The 23,756-nt window shown below is 48.1% G+C and carries 18 protein-coding genes; all 18 read left to right on the top strand.

Translation table 11 applies throughout. From position 1 onward, the window contains the following. The first annotated feature begins 12 nt into the window (after nucleotides 1–12). The 18 genes from argJ to PKO02S_RS06470 all read left to right on the top strand — a co-directional run bounded on the left by argJ (nucleotide 13) and on the right by PKO02S_RS06470 (nucleotide 23,699). A complete protein-coding gene (argJ, locus tag PKO02S_RS06555; RefSeq protein WP_127580319.1) occupies nucleotides 13–1,245 on the top strand; it encodes a bifunctional glutamate N-acetyltransferase/amino-acid acetyltransferase ArgJ in 1,233 nt (410 codons plus the stop codon). Nucleotides 1,246–1,267: 22 nt separating this feature from the next. Next, entirely contained in the window at nucleotides 1,268–2,068 is an 801-nt protein-coding gene (gene argB, locus PKO02S_RS06550) for an acetylglutamate kinase (RefSeq protein WP_127580300.1), read from the top strand. Nucleotides 2,069–2,075: 7 nt separating this feature from the next. After that, on the top strand, nucleotides 2,076–3,314 hold the full coding sequence (argD, locus tag PKO02S_RS06545) for an acetylornithine transaminase (RefSeq protein WP_127580299.1): 1,239 nt from the start codon (nucleotides 2,076–2,078) through the stop codon (nucleotides 3,312–3,314). Between the two features lie 22 nt (nucleotides 3,315–3,336). Continuing rightward, a complete protein-coding gene (gene argF / locus PKO02S_RS06540; protein ID WP_127580298.1) occupies nucleotides 3,337–4,293 on the top strand; it encodes an ornithine carbamoyltransferase in 957 nt (318 codons plus the stop codon). Between the two features lie 20 nt (nucleotides 4,294–4,313). Continuing rightward, on the top strand, nucleotides 4,314–5,552 hold the full coding sequence (locus tag PKO02S_RS06535; protein WP_127580297.1) for an argininosuccinate synthase: 1,239 nt from the start codon (nucleotides 4,314–4,316) through the stop codon (nucleotides 5,550–5,552). 111 nt (nucleotides 5,553–5,663) lie between these two features. Continuing rightward, nucleotides 5,664–7,079 (top strand): argininosuccinate lyase, encoded by a 1,416-nt coding sequence (gene argH, locus PKO02S_RS06530; protein WP_127580296.1) that lies wholly within the window; start codon nucleotides 5,664–5,666, stop codon nucleotides 7,077–7,079. Nucleotides 7,080–7,374: 295 nt separating this feature from the next. Beyond that, entirely contained in the window at nucleotides 7,375–7,950 is a 576-nt protein-coding gene (locus PKO02S_RS06525) for a restriction endonuclease subunit S domain-containing protein (protein ID WP_127580295.1), read from the top strand. Beyond that, nucleotides 7,947–11,156 carry a type I restriction endonuclease subunit R gene (locus PKO02S_RS06520; protein WP_127580294.1) on the top strand — a complete coding sequence of 1,070 codons (3,210 nt, stop codon included), beginning with the start codon at nucleotides 7,947–7,949 and terminating at the stop codon, nucleotides 11,154–11,156. Before PKO02S_RS06525 ends, PKO02S_RS06520 begins: the two co-directional genes overlap by 4 nt. A gap of 52 nt (nucleotides 11,157–11,208) precedes the next feature. After that, the gene (locus PKO02S_RS33130) at nucleotides 11,209–11,352 is read left to right on the top strand and encodes a hypothetical protein (protein WP_174819884.1); all 144 of its coding nucleotides are present in this window, start codon (nucleotides 11,209–11,211) and stop codon (nucleotides 11,350–11,352) included. Beyond that, nucleotides 11,349–12,401, top strand: a complete 1,053-nt coding sequence (locus tag PKO02S_RS06510) for a restriction endonuclease subunit S (RefSeq protein WP_174819883.1) — start codon at nucleotides 11,349–11,351, stop codon at nucleotides 12,399–12,401. Before PKO02S_RS33130 ends, PKO02S_RS06510 begins: the two co-directional genes overlap by 4 nt. A 3-nt stretch (nucleotides 12,402–12,404) precedes the next feature. Next, nucleotides 12,405–13,019 carry a protein adenylyltransferase Fic gene (gene fic, locus PKO02S_RS06505; RefSeq protein WP_127580293.1) on the top strand — a complete coding sequence of 205 codons (615 nt, stop codon included), beginning with the start codon at nucleotides 12,405–12,407 and terminating at the stop codon, nucleotides 13,017–13,019. Nucleotides 13,020–13,058: 39 nt separating this feature from the next. Next, nucleotides 13,059–14,657, top strand: a complete 1,599-nt coding sequence (locus PKO02S_RS06500; protein WP_127580292.1) for a type I restriction-modification system subunit M — start codon at nucleotides 13,059–13,061, stop codon at nucleotides 14,655–14,657. A 663-nt stretch (nucleotides 14,658–15,320) separates the two neighbouring features. After that, complete coding sequence (locus PKO02S_RS06495; protein WP_127580291.1) at nucleotides 15,321–17,225, top strand: hypothetical protein; 1,905 nt, start codon at nucleotides 15,321–15,323, stop codon at nucleotides 17,223–17,225. 233 nt (nucleotides 17,226–17,458) lie between these two features. Beyond that, nucleotides 17,459–18,472: a response regulator transcription factor gene (locus PKO02S_RS06490; protein WP_164821325.1), complete on the top strand. Its 1,014-nt coding sequence runs from the start codon at nucleotides 17,459–17,461 to the stop codon at nucleotides 18,470–18,472. Continuing rightward, nucleotides 18,472–20,256, top strand: coding sequence for a cache domain-containing sensor histidine kinase (locus tag PKO02S_RS06485; protein ID WP_164821324.1), 1,785 nt, complete (start codon nucleotides 18,472–18,474; stop codon nucleotides 20,254–20,256). Before PKO02S_RS06490 ends, PKO02S_RS06485 begins: the two co-directional genes overlap by 1 nt. A 91-nt stretch (nucleotides 20,257–20,347) precedes the next feature. Further along, nucleotides 20,348–21,856, top strand: a complete 1,509-nt coding sequence (locus tag PKO02S_RS06480; protein WP_127580288.1) for an extracellular solute-binding protein — start codon at nucleotides 20,348–20,350, stop codon at nucleotides 21,854–21,856. Between the two features lie 62 nt (nucleotides 21,857–21,918). Then, a complete protein-coding gene (locus tag PKO02S_RS06475; RefSeq protein ID WP_127580287.1) occupies nucleotides 21,919–22,824 on the top strand; it encodes an ABC transporter permease in 906 nt (301 codons plus the stop codon). A 197-nt stretch (nucleotides 22,825–23,021) separates the two neighbouring features. Next, nucleotides 23,022–23,699 (top strand): carbohydrate ABC transporter permease, encoded by a 678-nt coding sequence (locus tag PKO02S_RS06470; RefSeq protein WP_307720010.1) that lies wholly within the window; start codon nucleotides 23,022–23,024, stop codon nucleotides 23,697–23,699. Nucleotides 23,700–23,756: the final 57 nt, after the last annotated feature.

The raw sequence follows: 23,756 nt of genomic DNA, 5'->3' as shown, positions 1-23,756 counted from the left end.
GTGAGGGGAACGATGGCGCAGCAAGGTCAATTTACAGTAGTAGAGAATGGGTCGATCACGACACCGAAAGGGTTTCGTGCAGGCGGCTTGCATTGCGGGTTGAAAAAGACGAAGCGCAATGACCTCGGCGTCATTGTGTGCGAAGTGCCGGCAGCGGCGGCGGGCGTGTACACGCTGAATGCGTTCCAGGCGGCACCGCTGAAGGTGACGCAGGAGAGCGTGGCGGCCGAGGGCAAGCTGCAGGTGATGCTCGTGAACAGCGGCAACGCCAATGCTTGCACGGGCCAGCAAGGGGAAGACGACGCGCGCACGATGCGGGCGGAAGCGGCCAAGGCGTTCGGCGTGCCGGATCACTATGTGGGCGTAACGTCGACGGGGGTTATCGGCGAGCTGCTCAAGATGGACCGGGTCGTGCCGGGCATCGAAGGACTGCCGGCGGTTGTGTCCGCGGATGAAGAGGGCGGCGAGCAGTTTTCGCAGGCGATTCTGACGACGGATTTGGTTAAAAAGGTGGTTTGCGTTGAGCTGACGGTTGACGGTAAAACCGTACATATCGCCGGTGCAGCCAAAGGCTCGGGCATGATTCACCCGAATATGGCGACGATGCTCGGCTTCATGACGACGGATGCGGCGATCTCCTCGGCCAACCTGCAGAAGCTGCTGAACCGCTCCACTGACATGACGTTCAACATGATTACGGTGGACGGCGATACGAGCACGAACGACATGGTTGTGACGATGGCGAGCGGCCTGGCCGGCAATGAGCCGCTTGACGCGGAGCATGCGGATTGGGCGGCCTTCGCAACGGCGTTCCAATACGTCGGCGAGTACCTCGCCAAGGCGATTGCCCGCGACGGCGAAGGGGCGACCAAGCTGATCGAGGTGACCGTAGCGAATGCAGCGTCTGAGGACGCTGCGCGTGCGATTGCGAAGACCGTCATCGGCTCGAGCTTGGTGAAGTCGGCTTGTTTCGGAGCGGACGCCAACTGGGGACGCATCATCGCCGCTGTCGGCCGAGCCGGTGTTCCCGTGAACGTAGATACGGTCGATATTCGACTCGGCGACATCTCCGTGCTGGAGCAGTCGCGTCCGGTGCCGTTCGACGATCCGAAGGCAACGGAGTATCTTAAGGGCGAGCTCGTGCAAATCCATGTGAACTTGAACATGGGCGGCGCAACGGCAACGGCATGGGGCTGCGATCTGACATACGATTATGTGCGCATTAATGCCGCTTACCGGACTTAGGGCGAGAAGGAGCAGGACATAGATGAGCAAGAAACGTTGTTTTGTAATGAAATGCGGAGGCAGCACGCTGACGGCGCTTCCCGCCTCGTTCTTCGACGACCTGCGTACGCTGCAGGCGGATGGCATGATTCCGGTCATCGTACACGGCGGCGGGCCGGCGATCTCCGATATGCTGGGCAAGCTCGGCATCGAGACGGAGTTCGTCGGCGGGCTGCGCAAGACGAATGAAGCGGTGCTCGACGTGGTCGAGATGGTGCTGGCGGGGCAGATCAACAAGGAGATCGTGCGGCGCATCCAATTGGCGGGAGGCAGAGCGCTTGGCTTGTCCGGCGAGGACGGCCACTTGATCCATTCTGTGCCGGTGGCGAATGCGGCCGAGATCGGCTACGTAGGCGACGTCACGCATGTGAACGGCTCGCTCGTGCAAGGGATCGTGGACCTCGGCTATATGCCGGTCATCGCCCCGATCGGGCTGGACGATGCCGGTCAGCGCTACAACATCAACGCCGACACGGCGGCAGGCGCGGTGGCTTCGCATATCGGCGTGGAGCGGATGATCGTGGTGACCGACGTGCCGGGCATCATGAAGGAGATCGACGGCGTGAAGCGGGTGCTGCCGGTCGTGACGGTGGCAGAGACGGAAGAGATGATCGCGAGCGGTGTCATCTACGGCGGCATGATTCCGAAGGTGCGAGCGGCGACGCAGTGCATCCAGGGCGAAGTGCAGGAAGTTGTTATCGTAAACGGCAGCGAGCCGGGCATTCTGAGTCGGGTTCTGAACGGCGAGACGATCGGCACGCGAATTACACGGGGAACGGAGTGAGGACGAGATGAGCAGCCAGAAAGAAGAAGGGCAAGGGCAAGGGCAAGCCGGGAGCGCTTTGTTCCCGACGTACGCCAGATTCCCGATCACCATGGTGAAGGGCGAGGGCAGCAAGCTGTGGGACGACCAAGGCAACGAATACCTGGACTTCGCGAGCGGCATTGCGGTTACCAACTTGGGGCATTCCCCCAAGCAGGTTCGCGACCGCCTCGTTGCGCAGCTCGACGAGCTGTGGCATGTGAGCAATCTGTTCCATATTCCGAACCAGGATCGGCTGGCCGTGCTTCTGACGGAGAACAGCTTCGCCGACGCCGTGTTCTTCTGCAACAGCGGCGCGGAGGCGAACGAAGCGGCGATCAAGATCGCGCGGCGCTACAATGCCAAAGTGCTGGGCAATGATCGATACGAGGTGATTACGTTCCAAACTTCGTTCCACGGCCGCACGCTGGCTACTTTAACGGCGACCGGGCAGGATAAAGTAAAGGAAGGCTTCCATCCGTTGCCGGTCGGCTTCGTGCATGCTCCTTACAATGATGCGGAAGCGCTGCAATCGTGTGTGACCGACAAGACTTGCGCCATCATGCTCGAGTTTGTGCAAGGCGAGGGCGGCGTCATCCCGGCTACGCCGGAGTTCGTGGCGGAAGTGGTTCGCCTGTGCGAGCAGCATAACCTGCTGCTGATCGCCGACGAGATCCAGACCGGCATGGGCCGGACGGGCAAGCTGTTCGCCTACGAGCATTACGGCGTAGAGCCGGACATCATGACGCTGGCCAAAGGGCTCGGCAGCGGGTTCCCGATCGGCGCGATGCTCGGCAAGGCGAAGCTGCGCGAGGCGTTCTCCGCCGGCAGCCACGGCACGACGTTCGGCGGCACGCCGATCGCGACGGCGGCGGGCATCGCCACGATCGAGACAATGCTCGAGGAGCGGCTGTCCGAGCGTGCGGCGGAGCTGGGCGACTACATCCAGGCACAGCTGCGTGAGAAGCTCGCCGGCAATCCGCTCGTGAAGACGGTGCGCGGCCTCGGCTTGCTCATCGGTATCGAATGCACGGGACCGGTAGGCGATTTCGTTTCCACTATGCATAAGCGTGGTCTGATCATCATTTCGGCGGGACCGAATGTCATCCGCCTGTTGCCGAACTTCTACGTGAGTGTGGAAGAGGCCGATCGCGGTGTGGGGATTATTGCAGGTGTGCTAGCAGAGCAAGCGGCGCTTGCTGAAGGTGCAGCAACGGCCAAGAATTAATGAAGAAAGCGAGTGATTAGCAATGACCGAAGCAACAATGGAAGAAATGGCGACCAGCCTGAAGGGCAGAGACTTCCTATCGCTGGCTGATTATACAGGAGAAGAGCTTCGCTACTTGATCGACCTGTCGATCCGGATGAAGAAGCAGCACAAGGCCGGGGAGATCGTTCAGCCCTTGAAGGGCAAGACGCTCGGCATGATTTTCGAGAAGTCGTCCACCCGGACGCGCGTGTCGTTCGAAGTCGGGATGTACCAGCTCGGCGGGCATGCGCTGTTCCTGAGCAAAAACGACCTGCAGCTCGGCCGAGGCGAAACGGTGTGGGATACAGCGCAAGTGATGTCCCGCTACCTGGACGGCATTATGATCCGCACGTTCGCGCATCGCAACGTCATCGAGCTTGCCCGCGGATCGACCGTGCCGGTCATCAACGGCTTGTCCGACCTCGAGCATCCCTGCCAAGTAATGGCCGATTACCAGACCGTTCTGGAGCATAAAGGTCGCCTCGAAGGCATCAAAATCGCCTATATCGGCGATGGAAATAATATGGTACACTCCTTAATGATAGGCGCGGCCAAGCTCGGGATGCACATCGCCGTCGCTTCTCCGGAGGGCTATGAGCCCGATGCGGACGTGACCAAGGTGTCCAAGGAGAATGCCGCTCAGTCCGGCGGGACCGTCCTCGTCTGCCGCGATCCGAAGGAAGCGATCGCAGGCGCGGACATCGTGTACACGGACGTATGGGCGAGCATGGGCCAAGAGGAAGAGCAAGAGAAGCGGATCAAGGCGTTCCGCGGCTACCAGATCGACGAACAGCTGGCGAAGTACGCGAAGAGCGACTACTTGTTCATGCACTGCCTGCCGGCGCACCGCGGCGAAGAGGTGAGCGAGGGCGTCATCGATGGCGACCAGTCGATCATTTTCGACCAGGCGGAGAACCGGTTGCACGCGCAAAAAGCCATTATGGCTGCCACAATGTAAGATAAAGGGGAAACGAACTCATGGCTAAGGATAAAATCGTTCTCGCCTATTCGGGCGGATTGGACACTTCGGTCATTCTGACATGGCTGAAGGAAACGTACGACGCGGAGATCATCACGTTCACCGCGGACATCGGGCAAGGCGAAGAGCTGGACGGCTTGGAAGAAAAGGCGCTCAAGACCGGCGCTACGAAAGTATACATCGACGACCTGCAAGAAGAGTTCGCGCGCGACTTCATCAACCCGATGTTCGCGGCCGGCGCGCTCTATGAAGGCCAATATTTGCTCGGCACGAGCATCGCGCGTCCGCTGATCGCGAAGCGCATGGTCGAGATCGCCCGCGCCGAAGGCGCCTTCGCCATCGCGCACGGCGCGACCGGCAAGGGCAACGACCAAGTGCGCTTCGAGCTGACCGCGGCGGCGCTGGCGCCCGAGCTGTCCGTCATCGCGCCTTGGCGCGACGAAGTGTTCCGCGAGCAGTTCCCGGGACGCGCGGAGATGATCGCCTATGCCGAGAAACACGGCATCAACGTCACGGCGAGCGCGGCCAAGCCTTACTCGACGGATCGCAACCTGCTGCACATCAGCTTCGAGAGCGGCATGCTGGAGGATCCTTGGTTCGATGCCGCGGCTGATTCCAACAAAGACATGTACGTACTGAGCGTAGATCCGCAGGATGCTCCGGACCAAGCTGAATATATAGAGCTCGAGTTCGAGAAGGGACTTTGTGTAGCCGTTAACGGCGAGCGCATGATCCCGCTACGCATCATGGAGACGCTGAACGAAATCGGCGGCAAACACGGCATCGGCCGTGTCGACATGGTCGAGAACCGCTTCGTCGGCATGAAGAGCCGCGGCGTATACGAGACGCCGGGCGGCACGATCCTGTTCACGGCGCACCGCAAGATGGAGTCGCTCACCATGGACCGCGAAGTGATGCAAATTCGCGATTCCTTGATCCCGCGTTATGCGTCACTCGTGTACAACGGCTTCTGGTTCGCTCCGGAACGCCTGGCGATCCAGGCGCTCGTCACCGAGAGCCAGAAGAACGTCACCGGTACGGTTCGCCTGAAGCTGTACAAGGGCAACGTGCAAGGCGCCGGCGTGAAGAGCCCGGTCAGCTTGTACAACCCGCATATCGCGACGATGGAAGCCGATCCGACCAAAGCATACGACCAGAACGACGCCACAGGCTTTATCCGCTTGAACGCGCTGCGGTTGAAAGTAGCCTCCGGCGTACACCAGAATTCGCAGTCATAGGCAATACATCAGAATGGGCCGCGCATAGCGGCCTATTTTTGGGAAGAGCGGCTCGATGGGCCTGCGGCGATGGCCTATAGAGGAATAGAAAGAAGAAGGAGTGGGGTTATCATGTCTAAACTGTGGGGTGGACGGTTCACCAAAAAAACCGATCAGCTCGTAGAGGAATATACAGCTTCCATCATGTTCGACAAGGAGCTGGCCGAGGAAGACATCCAAGGCAGTCTCGCGCATGTAGCGATGCTGGGCAAACAAGGCATCTTGCCGCTGACGGACGTCGAGAGGATTCAGGATGGGCTGCTCCGCGTCATGAACCGCATTCGCCGAGGCGAGCTGGAGTTCTCCGTCAGCGATGAAGACATCCACATGAACATCGAGAAAGCGTTGATCGACGATGTAGGCCCTGTGGGCGGCAAGCTGCATACGGGACGGAGCCGCAACGACCAAGTGGCGACCGACATGCACCTGTACTTGCGCAAGCGCGTCGTGGAGTTCGTCGGCATGCTGGTCAAGCTGCAGGAGGCTCTCCTCGGCCAAGCGAAAGCGAACCTCGAGACGATCGTGCCAGGCTACACGCATCTGCAGCGGGCGCAGCCGATTCTGTTCGCCCATCACATGATGGCGTACGTCTCGATGTTCGGCCGCGACGCCGAACGGTTGCAGGACAGCTACAAGCGGATCGACATGCTGCCGCTCGGTGCCGGCGCTCTTGCGGGCACGACGTTCCCGATCGACCGGCATTTCGTAGCGTCCAAGCTCGGCTTCGGACGGGTGTACGAGAACAGCCTCGACGCGGTGAGCGATCGTGACTTCATCGTGGAGTTCCTGTCGAACGCTTCGATGATCATGATGCATCTGTCGCGTCTGTGCGAGGAGATCGTCATGTGGTCGAGCACGGAATTCCAGTTCGTGGAGCTGGACGATTCGTTTACGACGGGCAGCAGCATCATGCCGCAGAAGAAAAATCCGGATGTGGCCGAGCTCGTGCGCGGCAAGACCGGTCGGGTGTACGGCAATTTGGTCGGCATGCTGACCGTGTTGAAGTCGCTGCCGCTGGCGTACAACAAGGACATGCAGGAAGACAAGGAAGGCATGTTCGATACCGTGAAGACGCTGCAAGGCGCGCTGCAATTGCTCGCTCCGATGATCAGCACGATGAAGGTGAACAAGGACCGGATGCGCCAAGCCGTGAATCAGGACTTCTCCAACGCGACGGACATCGCCGACTTCCTGGTCAACAAGGGCTTGCCGTTCCGCCAAGCGCATGAAGTCATCGGCAAGACGGTGCTCTACTGCATCCAGAATCAGAAATATTTGCTCGACCTGACGCTCGAGGAGTTCACGCAGTTCTCCAAGCTGTTCGACGAGAACATCTACAAGGTGCTGCAGCCGGAGAATGTGGTCAACGCCCGCAACGTCTACGGCGGTACGGCGTCCAACCAGGTGGCGGATGCGATCGGCCGTGCGGAGCTGGAGTGGCAGAAGACGCAGGCTTGGGTCGAGTCATTTGCGGAGAAAAGCAAGTAAGAGGGTTGTTTCTTTGAGCATAGGAAGTGCAAGGATAAGGCGAAATTACGCGCTCCGTGTGGAGCAGTGATTTCGCCTTTGTGCTGTTACGCCGAACCGTACCATAAGTAGGGCGAACCACCAGACAACTCATACGTAATCAAAAGGTTGTTTGCTCTTTAATGGGGCAGACAACTTTTTATATAAAAACGTAATTTCTTAAAATTAATAAATTTAAAGTTTGCAATTTCGAAAACGATCTTATATAATACATATATAAACAATAAAATTTAATTTCAGAAAGGCACAAATTCATATGAGAAAACTAGAGGATATGGTTGAGTTTGTGAGCGGGTCGCCACAATTTAGGATTAAAGAAGTAACTGATGGTACAGCGCCACTTTACACCTACTATGGACAACCCGATCTTGAAGCGGATTTGGTGGGTATTGCTTCTAGTGGTACTGACGGCAAACAAGTGCGAACCTTTGATAAGGTCAATACGCTATGTCAAGGTGATGTTGTTTTCAGTTTGGTATCGGGAAAATCTACTATCGTTGGTGTGAAGCAGCAAGGGTATCTATATACACAAAACTACGTCAAGTTAGTGGCTGGCAACAAGGTGGGTTCCAAATATCTTGTTTTCTTGCTTAATGAAGATCCATTCATCAAGAAACAGTTTCAAATGGGTTTGCAGGGTTCTCAAGTTCTAAAATACACGCTGAAACAAGTGAAAGAACTTGAGTTGCCGGATCTGCCAACAATGGACAAACAGCGGATGATCGGTGAGCTCTATTTCAATCAATTACGGTTGGAAGCATTAAAAAATAGAACGGCAAATTTAGAAACGGCTATAGTGCTGGAAAAGCTAAGGAGGGCAAGCTATAAATGACCGAGAATCAATTTGAAACAGAAATAATTCAATACCTTACGAGTGGCACAATTTCCAAACAAGAACATCTTGAAGGGATAGCTGACCTTGTTGTCAAAGAATCAACTTTTGATTATGTAGTGAAAACCAAGCTGTGGAAATATGAACCCAATATTAAATCTACAGAACAGCTCTGGGATAATTTCAAGGCGATTCTGGAGCAACACAATCAAAACACGCTAGAACATCCTTTAAGTGTTGTGGAATTTAATCAAGTGAAGAAGATTATCTCTGGCATTCAGACACCTTATGAAGCGGGGCAGTTTTTGTATGGGTTAAATGGGGTGTCGCAAATCGAGATAGATTTAGACGATGGACGTCATGTATTCCTTACTGTTTTTGATCAAAAACAAATAGGGGCAGGGGATACCGTTTATCAAGTGGTCAATCAAATTGAACGACCAGCTGTGATTACAGGAAAACTAAATCGCCGTTTTGACACGACTCTTTTGATTAACGGTCTGCCAATCATTCAAATTGAGGAAAAGTCTAATACGCGTGATGTCAATGAAGCTCTCAATCAAATGAAACAATATGCGGATGAAAATCAGTATCGTGATATTTTCTCGACTTTGCAGATTTTGGTGGCTATCACACCAAACAATGTGAAGTATATGGCTAATACGACGCCAGATAAATTTAATAAGGATTTCGCTTTTAACTGGCAGCGCAAGAGTGACAATACCATCGTACGTAATTGGAAAGAATTTGCGGACTCCATGCTTTCGATTCCAATGGCACATCAAATGGCTACCAACTACATGATTCTGGACGGCACAAAGAATAAACAAATGCTGAAAGTGATGCGTCCTTATCAAGTGTATGCGACACAAAACGTGATCGAGAGCTTGAAGCGCGCTGATTTTGAACTCGGTATGAATAAAGTTGGGTATATCTGGAACACGACTGGGTCGGGTAAAACCATTACAAGTTTCAAAACGGCCTGGCTTGCAAGCCGTATGCCTAAAGTAGATAAGGTTGTCTTTGTGGTGGATCGAATTGCCTTAACCAAGCAAACCAATGAAAATTATAAAGCCTACGACCCGGATGCGACAGAAGACACATTTGGCAGCGTTCAAAACACAGATAACACAAGCGATTTGAGTCGCAAGCTTAAAAGTAAAGCTAATAGTATTATCGTGACGTCCGTTCAAAAACTGGATACGTTGGTGAAACGAAAATCTTTTCAAGCTCCAGACAAGAATATCGTGTTTATCGTGGATGAGGCACACCGTTCGACAGGTGGCGACTCCTTTGACAATATCCAGAAAGCCTTCAAGAAGTCGGCCTGGGTTGGTTATACCGGAACACCAATGTTTGATGAAACCACCACGGGGCTTCGAACGGAAGATATTTTTGGTCCGCTTCTACACGCATATACCATTCGTGAAGCGATCGCTGACCGCAATGTTCTAGGCTTCAAGGTCGATTTCGAGACAACGATTGATGAGATGAAGATGAAAGAACAATATCTTCCTGCATTTTACCGTGAACGTTATCCCAAATGGACGGAAGAACAAATTCAAAAGAAAATCAACAATCTCTCTCAAGAAGATATGGATGATGCTGTTGAGCCTAGTTTCTACGATGAAAATATAGATCACATAAAGCTCGTCGTAGAAGACGTTTTTAGGAATTGGCGCAACCGTTCTAATGAAGGCAAGTACAATGCTTTGTTTACGACTCACGTGGGCGGCGGTAAAGCAAGCACGCCAATGGCGATGATGTATTTTTATGAGTTTCAACGCGTTAATGAAGAAAATAAGAAGAACGGTGGACAGACTTTAAAAGTTGCCGTTACGTTCAGTCAAAATACCTCGAATAATGATAGCATGCTCGCTACAAATCAAGGTTTGTTCGATGCCATCAAAGCTTATAATGCTGAATACGGCACATCGTTCGGGATGGATGATGTTTCGGGCTACACACAAGATGTGACTTCGCGCTTAAATAAATCCGCCACAAATGGGAAATTTCTTGATTTGGTGATTGTGGTGGACCAATTATTAACGGGATTCGATGCACCTGAACTGAATACGCTTTATGTAGATAGAACCTTGAAAGGCGCTGGGTTAATACAAGCTTATTCACGAACGAATCGGATTGCGGATATGCAAGAGAAACCATGGGGACGTGTCGTTAATTACCGTTGGCCAGCGCACAACGAGAAATTGATGAATAAAGCGCTTGCCATCTATGCGAATAAAAACTCAGCCAAGTTGTCTGATGATGAACAACGCGAGTCTAATCAAAAAGACGGGATCATTGCTGAACCGTTCGAAGATGTGTTTAACGAAGTGAAGCAGGTTGTTGAGAAATTAAGCAGCTTGACGACTGAATTTCAACAGTTGCCACCATCAGAGAAGAAAAAGGACGAGATGCTTGAGTTGCTCCGTGAATATAACAGAGGGATGGCCAAATTAAAGCAATACGATCCCGAAGAATTGGATGGCGAGAAAGTCGGATTTAACTATGACGGTCCAGACGAGTTAGTAGAGAAGCTAGGGATGACTTCAGAGCAAGAAGTCATGCTGACAACTGTCTTAACCAATGAACTTAAGTCGCATATTGCTAAGGAGAAGAAAATCCCTCTTTATCAAATCGAACTGCGGATGACACACGTGAAAGATGTTAAAGTAGATTATGATTATCTGACTGAACTCGTAGAACAACTATTGAACCAGGTTCACGAACGTAAGAATGAAGAAGCCAAAGAGACGCAGGAGAAAATCAACCAATTTGCCAATGGGTTGGATGATCGCAGCTATGCGACTAAGATTGTGAATGCGGCGGCTGCCATTATCAAGGGTCACTTTCCACCTGCAGGCTCTGACTTCAAGTATCCGGTGAAGCTAATTGACAGCGAACAGATCATCCAGCAGGCGAACAACGTTAGCCTTGATCGCATGTTTCTTGACTTCCGCGTGAAGTGGGGAATTACGGATATTATCACTAGTAGCGGGATGCGTGAGTTGTTTAGCCGTCATCGCTACGGCTTGCAAGACCTGGATGATACCGGTCAAATCCGTGATATTATCGCTAAAGCAAGCTCTGACTATATGACACTTGCTCATGATGCGGAAGTGCAGTCTTTGCCTAGAATGAAATATCGAAACGGTCTGCGCGAGGCGATTTACAGACTAGCGGATGAATTGGTGGAAAACTAGATTGTGGTAGGAGTAGTCTTGTTCCAACTTGGAAATGATGAGGAGAACAGAAATGAGTGAAAAGAAAGAAAATGTACCTAAAATAAGGTTTCCTGGATTCACGGATGCTTGGGAACAGCGTAGCTTGAGGGATTTAATGATTTTCTCTAATGGTATAAATGCCCCAAAAGAAAATTATGGTAGGGAAGAAAAATGATAAGCGTTATGGATATCTTAGCTAAGGAGTCACTTACGTACGAAAAAATAAGAAATTCTGTTAGTGTTGATAACAAAATAGAAGAAAAAAACAAAGTCGAGAATGGTGATCTAGTTTTTGTTCGTTCTTCTGAAGCTTCTGAAGAAGTTGGATGGGCAAAGGCTTATTTACAAGATGAGTATGCACTTTATAGCGGTTTTTCAATTCGAGGAAAGAGAAAAAATAATTACGATCCTTACTTTGTAGAACTTTCATTAAATAACGTTAATAGAAAACAGATTGAGAGTAAAGCAGGTGGGAGCACGCGTTTCAATGTTAGCCAAGAAATATTAAATAGCATTATTATTATAGAACCCAGTCTTGATGAACAAGTGAAAATCAGCAGTTTTTTTAAGCACCTTGACCACCTCATCACCCTTCATCAGCGTAAGTTAAATAACGTGAAAAATTTGAAAGCCGGGTTGCTTCAAAAAATGTTTCCAAAAGAGAGGAATGAATTTCCAGAAGTTCGTTTTCCTGAATTCACTAACGCTTGGGAACAGCGTAGGTTGGGGGAACTATGCAATGAGTTTCGCAGTGGAGAGTTTATCAAGGCTTCGGATATTTCCACATTAGGCGATTATCCGGTTTACGGAGGAAACGGCATCCGAGGGCATGCGAATGCCTACAATCATGACGGTGAATTTGCACTTATCGGTCGTCAAGGAGCCCTGTGTGGGAATATGCAATATTCCTATGGAAAGGCTTATTTTACGGAACACGCGGTTGCTGTAAGTGCAAATAATGAAAACGATACTCGCTTCTTATATTATCTATTTGGAAAAATGAATTTGGGTCAGTATTCTGGTCAATCAGCGCAGCCGGGATTGGCGGTTGGGAATCTTATTGAGTTAAAAACACTGGTGCCAATAAAGGCCGAACAATCAAAAATATCAGTACTATTTAGCCGGCTCGACCACCTGATCACCCGTCATCAGTGTAAGCTGGAACACTTGCAAAAACAGAAGAAAGCATTGCTTCAACAAATGTTTGTTAGATGGGAGGACTAAGTTATGACTTTAGAAAACAAATTAGGGATTACCGATTCTTCGGAGCTTGCTCATGTTGAGGAAAAATTCGGCAAGAAAAAAGCTCTTGAAATGTTTGAATCGGGTTTGCTGGATACATTCGAAGTCGGAACATTTAAGGCATTATCCGAAATTCATAAGTGTCTGTTCGGAGAGATTTATGACTTCGCGGGAAAAATACGTGATGTAAACATAGCAAAGGGCGGATTTCGATTCGTACCCGTTATGTACCTTGAGGTTGCACTTGATAATATCGCAAAAATGCCGCAATCAAACTTTGATGAAATCATAGAAAAGTATGTCGAGATGAATGTGGCTCATCCCTTCAGAGAAGGAAACGGAAGAAGCACAAGAATATGGCTTGACACCCTATTGAAAAAAGAAATAAAGCAAGTTGTAGATTGGAGCAAGGTTGATAAGGAAGATTATCTACTTGCCATGGAAAGAAGCCCCATTAAGGACGTTGAAATCAAGGTTCTCCTTAAAGCAGCGCTTACCGATAAGATCAATGACCGTGAAGTTTACATGAAGGGCATCGACGCAAGCTATCATTATGAGGGTTACAGCGTATATAAGACGGAAAATCTCAAAAATGAGTAGTAAATTTGGCGATTGCATATTTAGGAGGACAATATCAACATGAGTAATAATCTACAAATCATTACAACAAAACTGTGGGCGATGGCAAATGAGCTTCGAGGAAATATGGATGCCGCAGAATATAAGAACTACATCTTAGCCTTTATGTTCTATCGTTATCTGTCCGAACATCAAGAACGCTATTTAGTTGATAATAATGTTATTGATGTTGCCGTCGGAGAATCGATCAATAAAGCCTTTTTAGAACAAGCAAATGGTGACGATTTGAATGACTACTTGGAAGACATTTCTTCTAGCCTAGGTTACGCCATTGCACCGCTTGATACATGGGGATCTTTAGTCGAAAAAATCGAGAATAGTATGGTGATTCCAAGTGATTATCAAACGATTTTTGATAATTTCAATAAGAACGCTGAATTAAACAAAGAGGCCGCGAAAGATTTCCGCGGCGTGTTTAACGATATCAACTTGGGTGATTCACGTCTCGGTTCTTCGACGAATGAACGTGCAAAATCACTTAACCGGATTGTAAAGCTTGTTGATGGTATTGATTACAAAGGTGAAGATGGCAAAGATATTCTTGGCGCGATCTATGAATATCTAATCGGTCAGTTTGCAGCAAGTGCAGGTAAAAAAGGCGGAGAGTTCTACACGCCGCATGAAGTTTCTATCATTTTGGCAAAAATCGTAACGAATGGTGTAGAAGAATCGGATAAGACTTTTGCGGTGTATGACCCGACTTGTGGATCGGGATCACTGCTGTTAACCGTTCAAGGGGAACTGCATGGTGGAGATAAGCCAGGGGCGATTAAATTCTTTGGTCAAGAAAAGAATACGACAACATACAACTTAGCTCGTATGAACCTGATGATGCACGGCGTATCATTTAACAACATGACGCTGTCTAATGCCGACACACTTGAAAGCGATTGGCCTGATGGACCGGATGCAAAAGGAATGGATCACCCACGCTCTTTTGACGCGGTGGTTGCGAACCCTCCTTATTCTGCTCATTGGGACAACGGCGAAACAAAACTGAAAGATCCGCGTTTTGGCGAATACGGTAAACTCGCTCCAAGAACCAAGGCAGATTATGCATTTATTTTACACAGCTTGTATCATCTGAATGATACGGGAACTATGGCGATTGTATTGCCGCACGGTGTGTTGTTCCGTGGTGCAGCAGAAGGTGCGATTCGCCAAACCATCATTGAGAAGAACTACCTTGATACCGTTATAGGGCTGCCTGCCAACTTGTTTTACGGTGTAAGCATCCCGACTACGATTCTCGTATTTAAGAAAAATCGCAAAACAAAAGATATCTTGTTTATCGATGCAAGCAACGAATTTGAGAAAGGTAAAAATCAAAATAAACTTGCAGATAACAACATCAACAAGATTATTGAAACTTACCGAAATCGTGTGGATGTAAATAAATATGCTCACGTAGCATCGCTTGAAGAAATCAAAGAAAACGAGTTCAACTTAAACATTCCTCGATACGTGGATACATCCGAAGAAGAGCAAACCATCGACCTGGATGGAGTGTTGAAGCTATTAGAGCAGGACAAGCAAGAAATCGCTGATCTTGAGGAGAAGATCAATGAACAGTTGAGGATCTTGGGTGTTAATGTGTAAGAATTGTTAGGAAAGGGTCAAGAGTTTTATTTCTTGACTCTTTTTTGCTTTCGTTTGGGAACAGCATTGATTGGAATATATGATGGTGACATATAAAAAGTAGGGGGAGGGATGTTTTGAACAAGTAAGGCGATCACAAGGCGATTATTGTCGCTTGGTCAATTAGATACCCTCTCGGTGAAGGTTGGCCCGAAGGAAGGCCGTTCCGCATGAAGAAGAAATTTCGCCGTTAGAGCGATACGCCGAACCGTAACGTAAGTAACGGCAAGTGGATCGGGCGACATTCTGACTTTCATTTCCGGGAAAAGGAACCGTTGTTTCCCTCAAGATTCCTTTTCGTCGTATTGGGTAAGGAATCGTCAATCTGTGCAAAGAATAGCAGCGGCTGTCCTGATATTCTATAAAAGCAATGCATTCATAGAGAAGAAAGAGGGGGCTGAATGTTGAAAAAGAAATATCGTTTACATGAACCCTATGATTAACTTGACTCTTGCAAAAATATCGCCACACCCGATTCCCAGATAAGGGAGATATCCCAATTCTCCAGCAGGCCGTAAACACCCGCCTTCCGAGCAGCACCACGCAATTCCTGAATCATGCGCCCATGCAACGTCTGCGGATGCAGATGATCATGCACCGATATCCAAATAGAAGGAGCCTATCATGCCAAAGAGAAAGTTCACAAAGCCAATTTCGCCTGTAATCGATATTTTTCCCCAGCTGTGCCTAGGCCGCTATACGCTGAATACAATTGGAGACGAATTGGATCTTCTGCAAGGGCTGGGCTTCAAGCGGGTGTATGTTGTTGCGACACCTCCCGGTTATCCGATGTTAACTGTACCGTTGCTTGATGTCGTGAATCCGCTTTATGCAGCGGGGCAATATGCGCTGCAATCGATCTTGACTGTAAAAGATGCCAATTTTGCCTATGCATATGAAGCTCATAAAAGAGGGATGGAAATCTTTGCGATCATGAAGCCTTATGAAGGCGGGGGCTGCTACACGATCCCTCATGGCAAAACCATGTTGCTGAAAGAACGTGGGGTCAGTTGTATAGGCGGAGAAAGACAAGGCCTTGATGCGTTATTGTCCGAGCATCCTGAATTCAGGGTGAAAAGCAAGCCTATTCCTGATTATGAAGCCAAAATCTCCCGGACAATCGCAACCATCACGCTTAGCTTTATGCTGGATCAAGTGGAGATCGATCCCGGTTGGTTCGGACCGCCAAGCGAGGCTCATCTCAGGTATGTGGACCGGATGTCTGCCGTCAAGTCGGATGAAACCCTTGAGACTCACCCGCTCAAGGAGCGAATTAAAATATGGACCAGCTATGATAATGGGTCGTATGAGCCTTATGAGGGCGAATACGTCATTGAAGAGCAACTAAGGCAGGAGCGAATCCTTGATGCCAACAGGCAGCCTGTCTATGAAGGGGAAAGCCGTTGCCGGCAGGTGACGATCTCCAAGCTGCATATTCCTTCCGATGTCCCTTATGTGGCGGTCACGCTTGATGCGGATGAGCAGCATTTGGTCACGATTCCTTTCTCGATGATCCAAATGTGGGCGGAGAATGGAGAGGAAATACCAAGTACGAGCTCAGGTTATGTGCGGAACCGAGCAACCGAAGCGGACAAACAAACCGAGCAAATACCGGAAAGGGATCAATGGTTCCTCCAGACATTCGCCACTGTCGGCGAATTGGCCAATTTAGTTAATGTCATTCCAGGCAGCGACTTCCGTAAGGATGGCTTTGAATTCGACAAATATGGTCCAGGCATCCTGTCAAATGCAGGGTGGCAGTCTTCCAGGGTGTACGGTCTGGCCAGAGGCAAGTTCCAATATATGAAGGGCACCCATTGTGAAGCGTATCCGGAGGTACGTGAGTATTGGTTGGAGCATGTAAACAAGCTGCTTGCCATGGGCTTTGATGGTATTGATATTCGTCTGCAGAACCATTCCGGCCAAATTAGCAATGATATGGATTTTGGCTACAATGAGCCTATTGCCGAGGAATACCGTAGAAAGCATGGGGTTAATATTTACACCGAGCAAGCCGACCCGCTTGAGCTTATGAGAATTCGCGGCGATTTCTTCGCCCAGTTTGTGGAGCAAGCCTCCCAGCTTATACATGACAAAGGCAAGAAACTGCAGATGCATTTTCACGATTTTTATCAAACGGAGGACAGCAGAGCTTATAGTCATTGGACAACGCCGAAGATTATCGTGGATTGGAAACGTCTGATGGATTGCAGTGATGAAGTAACGATCAAAAATGCTTTCAGGGGATCGTATAATCAGATGCTGGCTGACGAAATCAAACAACGTGCCAGAGAGCAAGGGAAGCCAGTCTGGGTTCATGCCTATATCCACCAGGGCAATGATATAACCGATGAATTTTTCCATGCAATAGAGCAGGATGAGGCTGTTGCGGGAGTGCTGTTATACGAAATGCAGGATTATCGATCGTCCACATTCAGGAATATTGGTCTGATTCAGATCGGTGCAGACGGCAAGGTAACTTCCAATACCGAAACGTTGGAGCGATTGAATAGCATCATCCATTCATAAGGGAGGTTGACCATGTTCAGGGGATCTCATTGAACGATAAGACACGAAATTCCATATTGGATCGTATCCCTCTTAAGTAGACACGAAGGAATAAACCCCTCAATGTAAACCTGGGAGGGATTTTTTATGGGAGTGGGGGATGGAGAAAAAGGGTTGATGTTGGGAATACTCAGAGCTATGATAGCTACTGTAATAGCAGTCAGCGGTAAATTCATTAAAGGGGATTGATGTGCATGTTTGATGTATTCATAGCCGAGGACGAGCCCTGGATTCGCAGCGCGATTGTGGAAATGGTGGAGAATGCGGAGGGGAATTACCGGGTGCTAGGGGAGGCGGGAAACGGTGAGGAAGCCTATATGCAGATGACGGAAACCTGGCCGCACATCCTGATCACCGACATTATGATGCCGAACAGAGATGGATTATGGCTGCTTCAAACCATCGATAACCACAAGCTTCCTATCGCTTCCATCATATTGAGCGGACATGATCAATTTGAATATGCTCGAGAGGCGATGCATTTCGGGGCATTGGAATATTTATTGAAACCGCTTTCAGAAAAACAATTGCATATGGCGCTCAAGAGGGCGGCTGACCATTATCATTCCTTCAAAGAAATTCACGAGCATTGCATAAAAATCCAGCATTTCATGGATGCATGCCTGATGCTGGAATCCGCTGAGCTGGTTAAGGAAATGCAAAAAATTCTAAATGGCCTCATGAGGCTAAAAGGAGCTTATACTCCTCATCGGTGCGGTTTGTTGAAGCTTTATGCCAGAAAGTGGATGGATCTGTTTCATGCAGATGAGAATTCCAACGTTCTTCCGCAATTTGACCCCTTGGATGATTCATCCGTTCGTGAACACTTCCAGGCACTAGCCGAGCGATGGCTGCAGCAAAGCGCTTCAACCAACCAAAGCGTGAAAGCGGAAATACAAAAAGCGTGTGAATACATTCACAATAACTATATGCATAATATCACCTTGAACAAAATGGCTGCCATGACTCATTTAAGCCCCTCCTATTTTCGTTTTCTAATCAAACAGCATACAGGGGTTTCTTTAATCAACTATTTGAATAACACGCGAATTGCCAATGCCAAGAAACTGTTATTGGAGCCCGATATCAAGGTTTATGATGTCGCCGAGATGACAGGTTTTTCATCCATTCCTTACTTTAATCGAACCTTTAAGAGCTTGTCCGGAAAAACGCCGAATGAATACCGGAAAAGCCTGGGGCTAAAATGATGGATAGGAAGCTAAACATCTCGATCAAACAGAAGATGATGATCGCTTTTTTTTCGCTTAATCTGATCACGCTCGTGACCATGTTTATTTTCTCGCAATACTATTTCAGCGGGGCAATCAAAACAGAAACGTTTCAATTCTCCAGACAGACTTCTGACCGTTTGAACAATCACATGGATTTGTATTTTCGGTATTTGGCTCAGTCCACATACAGTTTCTTCAGAACGCCCGAGGTTCAACAATTTTTGCGTCAGAAATCCGCGAATTCGCAGGAGTTAATTCAACTGGATAAGCTGATGGGCATGATCATGTCCAACTACTTCCCGGAAATTGCGGGTATGTTCCTATTGTCCGAAGAAAAGAATCTGGTGACTTCAATCGGAATCTCTACATCGTCCGTGTTTATGAAAGAACCCTGGTATACGCAAAAACTGACGGACAAGCTGGAGGTACTGCCAACCCATAAAGTGCAGTATCAGAATAGCTTGAATCAATTTGTGGTTTCTCTTGTTCTACCCGTTCATGATATCGATACGATTAAAGTCATTGGACACTTTATTGTCGATATCAGGCTGAATGAAATTGAAAAAGCGTTTAAGGGTGCCCATTTAGGGAAAAACGGGTTCTTTGTGATACTCTCCGAGGATGGTTCGATTATTTACGATACCTCGAAGAGTATGCTGGGGCAACCCATATCGCAGACACGGATGAAGGATCTGGATTTGAATTATACAAAGGGAACCGAGATTCAGTATTGGAAAGATGAGCAGTGGCTGGTTACGGTCATCCCTTCATCCGTCCAAGGCTGGCGGATCTTGTCGGCCGTTCCTGTCGCAGAAGTAAACCGGGGGTTGCAGACAGCCAAGTTTGTTGTGCTAGTGGTGTTGGTCTCGATGATTATCGGTACATTGGTGCTGGTCCCGATGCTCACGAATTTATTTTTCCGTCCCGTATCCGAATTAGTGCGATCGATGAGAAAGGTGGCAGACGGGGACTTTCGGTCCCGTGTGCGCATACCCGGTTCCAAGGACGAATTCTGGTTGTTGACGCAAAGCTTTAATCAAATGGTGGAGCAATTAGAGAACATGATTAATACCGTCTATGATTTGCAGATCAAAAATATGCAAACGGAGCTGGAGCAAAGAGAAGCCATGATTCGGGCGCTGCAAAACCAAACCAATCCGCATCTTTTGTATAATACACTCGAAATCATACGAAGCATAGCTTATTTGGACAAGAATCAGAAAATAGAAACCATCTCCCGCAACCTCGGCGAAATATACAGGTACAATGCTCGATTTTCTACGGATGAAGTGCTGTTAACAGAAGAAATCGCCCATGTCTTTCAGTATTTAGAAATTATCCAAATTCGTTTTCCTGTTTTTTTCCGAAGTGAAATCTATGTAAATGAAAAATATTTGAATTGTAAATGCATAAAGCTCATCTTGCAGCCGATCGTAGAAAATGCGGTGAAATATGCGGTTGAACCTCAAGAAGGCGATGCTACCGTTATTATTAGCGCCTACAATGAAGGCGATATGCTTTACATTGAAGTTGCGGACAATGGACCTGGCATTGAAGAAAGACGGCTGTCCGAGATCAATGCCATGCTGGAGCAAATTGCAGACGGCAGCCGGTATGAGGTCGGGAATTCGCTTGGGATTGCCAATGTTCATGCCCGTCTGGTATTGAAGTACGGAACGGAATTTGGTCTTCATATCGCTTCATTTCCGGGAAAAGGAACCGTCGTTTCCATCAAGATTCCTTTTCGTCGTATTGGGTAGGGAATCGTCAATCTGTGCAAGGAAAAGCAGCTGCTGCCCTGATATGCTGTAGAAGCAATACATTCATGGATAAGAATGAGGGGGCTAAAAGTTGAAAAAGACACTGTTGTGGATGGTATGCGTTATCCTGTCGGTTGTGGTTGCAACAGGATGTTCAGGAGGAAAAAAACAGGAAAGTCAGGTCGGAGGGGAAACGAACGAGAAGCTGACGATCAACATGACGACCGTCTCGTTTAGCGGAGGAGGATGGCCTGACAACGAGCATCCGGTCATCAAGAAATTAAATGAAAAGCTGAACATCGATTTGCAAATTCAATGGGTACCGTCCGATGTATACGGAGAAAAGTTGAACGTGCTTGCCGCATCCGGTCAATTTCCCGATGTCTATTTTATTAATGATAGAAACAGCTTTAGAAAATGGCAACAAAATGGCGTATTCCTGGAATTAAGTCCGTTTAAGGATCAATATCCCGGTTTGTTCAAGAAACAAGACCCTTATCAACTTCAACTGCTAAATCCGGCAGGGAAAATTTATGGTCTTGCTTACTATCTCCAACCGGGAAGAGAGTCTCTGGCCATTCGCCAAGACTGGCTGGACAAGCTGAAGCTAAAAGCGCCGACTACCATCGATGAATTCTATCAGGTGGCCAAAGCCTTCGCGCTTAACGACCCGGATGGCAACGGCAAAAAGGATACTTTCGGATTTACGACAGCGGTCAGTAAGACGGGAGGTTTTCTTGATACGCTCCAGCACTTGACGGCAGCTTTCGGATTGGCTGAGGGCTGGAAAGAGAAGGACGGCAAATTGATTCCGATAGAGGTTCAGACAGAAGAGCTGAAGGCATTTCTTGGTTTTATGAACAAAGCTTATACGGAAGGCGTACTGGATACGGATTTTATCCTTAACAAAAGTTCGGATATCAACGCCAAGTATCTCAGCGGTACTGTAGGAATGACCGTAACAAGCGCATCCGGTATTTACTATACGGATGTGGAAAAAATGAAAAAAATCAACGGTCTTAGCGTTCCGATTGCCCCTCCAAAAGGAGCGGACGGCAAACAAGGGCAGCTGACGCAGATGGGCGGCAGTAAAATCGTTATCAATTCGAAAATCGACGCCAAAAAACAGCATCGGATCTTACAGCTACTAGAATATATGTCATCTGACGAGGGCATGGATCTGATGAAGCATGGAATCGAAGGCATACATTACGAGAAGAAAGGCGATACTTTCGCACCGCTTCCGGCATTTGACAGTGAACGGCCATTTCTTTTATATCGTGTCTTCTTTCATCCCAAGGATGACATTTATCAGAATTCGCCGAGATGGGAAAGTCCCGAATATATAGACAAGATGCTTAAACTATATCGTGAAAATGAAAAATATGCCTACCGGGACGTTGCTTTCGGATTAATATCCGAAACGTACATTAAGAACGGCATCAATTTGAAAAACAAGTGGAACGAGTCGATGGTCAAAGTCATTCTAGGTGAACTGCCAGCCAGCGAAATTGATAAGGCAGTCAGCGAATGGAAGAAAAACGGCGGAGACCAGATTATTCAAGAGATCAATGCAGATTATCTGGCCTCCAAGAAATAGGGCGTAAATGGTGAAGAGTGAGAGGCAGGTCGCCTGAAATGGCCCTGCCTCGGATATGAGAGATGGTGATTCATATAAAAGCGTACATTCGCAGCATGCCCTTGTATGTAATGATTCTTCCCGGAATGCTGTTTTTCCTTCTATTCAGATACATCCCTATGATGGGGCTTGTTGTGGCTTTCCAGGAGTATAACTTGTTCCAAGGGATCATGAAAAGTCCATGGGTAGGATTAGAGCATTTTCAACGTTTATTTAGCGATACCGATTTTTATAGATTGTTTACCAATACATTAAAGCTGAGCGCCATCAATTTATTTTTATATTTTCCAGCTCCGATTGTACTGGCATTATTCATCAATGAAATTCGAAAGGGCTGGATAGCCAGAACGATTCAGACGATTGTTTATGTGCCGCATTTTGTATCGTGGGTTGTCGTAGTCAGTGTAACCGTTGTCTTATTTGCGCCATCTGGAGGGACTATCAATGTCTTGCTCAACTCCTTGGGGTTGGATCGATGGAATTTTCTGGTTAGCGCGGATTCTTTCCCCTGGGTGTATTTAATGCAAAATATATGGAAAGAAAGCGGTTGGAGTGCCATTATTTTCATTGCCGTACTCGCATCTGTAGATCCTTCACTCTACGAAGCAGCCATCATGGACGGAGCGAACCGGATGAAGCAACTGCTTCATATAAGCTTGCCTGCATTGACCACGACCATTGTTCTGCTGTTTATTCTTCGGTTGGGCGATATACTTGAAATCGGATTCGAACACATCTTTCTGATGCAAAACCCTGCGAATCTGGCAGCTTCCGATGTATTCGACACTTATATCTATCGAGTTGGTATTCAAACCGGTCAATTCAGCTATAGTACAGCAATAGGACTGTTCAAATCGTTTGTTGGGTTGCTACTCGTTGTTGCAGCCAACGGCATGGCCAAAAAAGTGGGGAGGGAAGGCGTATTCTAAAGATGTGGCTACAACCCTCTGCCCGGAATGATTTTATATTTGTGATCCTTGTGTATAGCCTGTTAATTATGTTTACATGTGCGATTATACTGCCTTTATGGTACATTTTGGCCAATTCATTCTCAAGCAATCACGAGTCGATGACCCGTGGGTTTTACCTATGGCCCAATGAGATATCTTGGAATGCGTACGGGTATTTGCTGAGCTACAAAAGCTTCACGACCGCTTTCAAAAATGCGATCTTTATTACCATAATGGGCACATTGGTTAATATGGTTCTAACCTGTCTCACTGCCTATGGCTTGTCTAAGAAATGGTTGAAAGGACGAGGCATATTCAATTTTCTAGTCGTGTTCACGATGTTATTCAGCGGAGGAATGATTCCCACCTACTTGGTTGTTTCGAAGCTGGGGCTGATTAATTCTTACTGGTCATTATGGCTGGTAGGAGCGATCTCTCCCTTTTACCTGATTGTCATGCGCAGCTTCTTTCAGAACATTCCCGAGGAGCTGGAGGAGTCGGCGCGTATAGATGGCTGCTCGGAGTGGAGGATTTTGTGGAATATTGTCCTTCCTCTATCTGCACCAGCTATTGCGACCTTCACGCTTTTTTACATGGTGCACAACTGGAATACGTTCTTTCTTGCCATTTTATATATTAATGATTCATCGAGATGGCCGCTTCAGGTTTTCTTGCGACAGATGCTTATCCAACAATCCGATTCTTCGTTAGCCGTTGATTTGGGCGGGTTCGAATATGGGCCGCCGGTCAAGATGGCTGCAATTGTCATTACAGCACTGCCGTTATTAATCCTCTATCCTTTTCTGCAAAAATATTTTGCCAAAGGATTGCTTTTAGGTTCTGTGAAAGGATAACCGTGCAGGTGATTCTAGTTTCATCCAGAGGTATTCATTTATCATCATTTGCCCGGA

Source organism: Paenibacillus koleovorans NBRC 103111 (genome assembly GCF_004000845.1).
GTDB classification, from domain to species: Bacteria; Bacillota; Bacilli; order Paenibacillales; family NBRC-103111; genus Paenibacillus_AA; species Paenibacillus_AA koleovorans.
This window is presented reverse-complemented; position numbering and strand designations above follow the sequence as displayed.

Excerpts from the sequence above, each read along its gene's own strand:
- argB (WP_127580300.1), top strand. The coding sequence starts at position 1,268 with ATGAGCAAGAAACGTTGTTTTGTAATGAAATGCGGAGGCAGCACGCTG.
- PKO02S_RS06495 (WP_127580291.1), top strand. The coding sequence starts at position 15,321 with ATGCCAAAGAGAAAGTTCACAAAGCCAATTTCGCCTGTAATCGATATT.
- fic (WP_127580293.1), top strand. The coding sequence starts at position 12,405 with ATGACTTTAGAAAACAAATTAGGGATTACCGATTCTTCGGAGCTTGCT.
- PKO02S_RS06510 (WP_174819883.1), top strand. The coding sequence starts at position 11,349 with ATGATAAGCGTTATGGATATCTTAGCTAAGGAGTCACTTACGTACGAA.
- PKO02S_RS06485 (WP_164821324.1), top strand. The coding sequence starts at position 18,472 with ATGGATAGGAAGCTAAACATCTCGATCAAACAGAAGATGATGATCGCT.
- PKO02S_RS06520 (WP_127580294.1), top strand. The coding sequence starts at position 7,947 with ATGACCGAGAATCAATTTGAAACAGAAATAATTCAATACCTTACGAGT.
- argH (WP_127580296.1), top strand. The coding sequence starts at position 5,664 with ATGTCTAAACTGTGGGGTGGACGGTTCACCAAAAAAACCGATCAGCTC.
- argJ (WP_127580319.1), top strand. The coding sequence starts at position 13 with ATGGCGCAGCAAGGTCAATTTACAGTAGTAGAGAATGGGTCGATCACG.
- PKO02S_RS06525 (WP_127580295.1), top strand. The coding sequence starts at position 7,375 with ATGAGAAAACTAGAGGATATGGTTGAGTTTGTGAGCGGGTCGCCACAA.
- PKO02S_RS33130 (WP_174819884.1), top strand. The coding sequence starts at position 11,209 with ATGAGTGAAAAGAAAGAAAATGTACCTAAAATAAGGTTTCCTGGATTC.
- argF (WP_127580298.1), top strand. The coding sequence starts at position 3,337 with ATGACCGAAGCAACAATGGAAGAAATGGCGACCAGCCTGAAGGGCAGA.
- PKO02S_RS06475 (WP_127580287.1), top strand. The coding sequence starts at position 21,919 with ATGGTGATTCATATAAAAGCGTACATTCGCAGCATGCCCTTGTATGTA.
- argD (WP_127580299.1), top strand. The coding sequence starts at position 2,076 with ATGAGCAGCCAGAAAGAAGAAGGGCAAGGGCAAGGGCAAGCCGGGAGC.
- PKO02S_RS06500 (WP_127580292.1), top strand. The coding sequence starts at position 13,059 with ATGAGTAATAATCTACAAATCATTACAACAAAACTGTGGGCGATGGCA.
- PKO02S_RS06490 (WP_164821325.1), top strand. The coding sequence starts at position 17,459 with ATGTTTGATGTATTCATAGCCGAGGACGAGCCCTGGATTCGCAGCGCG.
- PKO02S_RS06535 (WP_127580297.1), top strand. The coding sequence starts at position 4,314 with ATGGCTAAGGATAAAATCGTTCTCGCCTATTCGGGCGGATTGGACACT.